Annotated in this window: 4 protein-coding genes and 1 pseudogene; all 5 read right to left on the bottom strand. The window is 40.9% G+C overall.

The annotated features are described in order from the left end of the window. The coding region (rplN, locus tag GMD6S_RS11360) for a 50S ribosomal protein L14 (protein WP_000616544.1) at positions 1 to 245 on the bottom strand (245 nt) is incomplete at its 3' end. Positions 246 to 270: 25 nt separating this feature from the next. Then, positions 271 to 531, bottom strand: a complete 261-nt coding sequence (gene rpsQ, locus GMD6S_RS11355) for a 30S ribosomal protein S17 (protein WP_000440801.1) — start codon at positions 529 to 531, stop codon at positions 271 to 273. Positions 532 to 555: 24 nt separating this feature from the next. Next, positions 556 to 762: a 50S ribosomal protein L29 gene (gene rpmC / locus GMD6S_RS11350; RefSeq protein ID WP_000772918.1), complete on the bottom strand. Its 207-nt coding sequence runs from the start codon at positions 760 to 762 to the stop codon at positions 556 to 558. A 9-nt stretch (positions 763 to 771) separates the two neighbouring features. After that, positions 772 to 1,185, bottom strand: coding sequence for a 50S ribosomal protein L16 (rplP, locus tag GMD6S_RS11345; protein ID WP_000960946.1), 414 nt, complete (start codon positions 1,183 to 1,185; stop codon positions 772 to 774). 3 nt (positions 1,186 to 1,188) lie between these two features. Beyond that, positions 1,189 to 1,308 (bottom strand): annotated as a pseudogene (rpsC, locus tag GMD6S_RS11340) (30S ribosomal protein S3); the annotation flags it as partial.

Genomic DNA, 1,308 nt, shown 5'->3' with positions numbered 1-1,308 from the left:
TTTTCGTCAAATTTGATGTATGAACCATCAGCACGACGAGCACCTGATTTAGTACGAACGATAACAGCTTTTACAACGTCACCTTTTTTAACCGCACCACCAGGAGTAGCTTGTTTTACAGATGCCACGATAACATCACCGATGTTTGCAAATTTACGTCCTGAACCACCAAGAACTTTGATAGTCAAGATTTCGCGCGCACCGCTGTTGTCTGCGACTTTCAAACGAGTTTCTGTTTGAATCATTTCAGTTTTCTCCTTTCAGGTTTGATTAGATGATGACCGCTTCTTCAACAACTTCTACAAGACGGAAACGTTTTGTAGCTGAAAGCGGACGAGTTTCCATGATACGTACGATATCGCCTTCTTTGGCAACATTGTTTTCATCATGTGCTTTGTATTTTTTAGAGTAGTTAATACGTTTACCATAGACTGGGTGGTTACGTTTTGTTTCAACTACAACTGTGATTGTCTTGTCCATTTTGTCAGATACAACACGTCCAACAAGAACTTTACGATTATTGCGTTCCATTGAAATTTCTCCTTCCCTAGTCTATTATTTCGCTTCAGATTGAACTGTTTTGATACGAGCGATTTGTTTTTTAACTTCTTTCAAGCGAGCTGTTTGTTCCAATTGACCAGTAGCAGCTTGGAAACGAAGTTCAAACAATTCTTTTTTCAATTCGTTTTCGCGCTTCGCGAGTTCTTCTTGAGAAAGACCACGAAGTTCTTTAACAAATTCTTTTACTTCATTAAGTTTCATGCCTTCTCCTTATTCTGCTTCACGTTTTACGAATTTACATTTAACTGGCAATTTGTGGCTTGCAAGACGAAGCGCTTCGCGAGCGATTTCTTCAGATACACCAGCGATTTCGAACATCACTTTACCACGTTTAACTGGTGCTACCCAACCTTCAGGTGCCCCTTTACCAGATCCCATACGCACACCGATAGCTTTAGCAGTGTATGATTTGTGTGGGAAGATTTTAATCCAAACTTTACCACCACGTTTCATGTAACGAGTCATGGCGATACGAGCAGCTTCGATTTGGCGGTTAGTGATCCAGTGGCTAGTTGTAGCTTGAAGACCGTATTCACCGAATGCTACTTCTTTTCCACCTTTAGCTTCACCGCGCATTTTACCACGGAATTCACGACGGTGTTTAACACGTTTAGGTACTAACATTGGTTATTTACCTCCTTTAGTGTTTTTACGAGCTGGAAGAACTTCACCACGGTAGATCCATACTTTAACACCAAGTTTACCGTATGTAGTATCTGCTTCTTCCCAAGCGTAATCGATATCTGC

It is taken from the genome of Streptococcus sp. GMD6S, from assembly GCF_000297015.1.
Note: the sequence above shows the minus strand (reverse complement) of the source record. Positions and strands in the feature narration are given on the sequence as shown.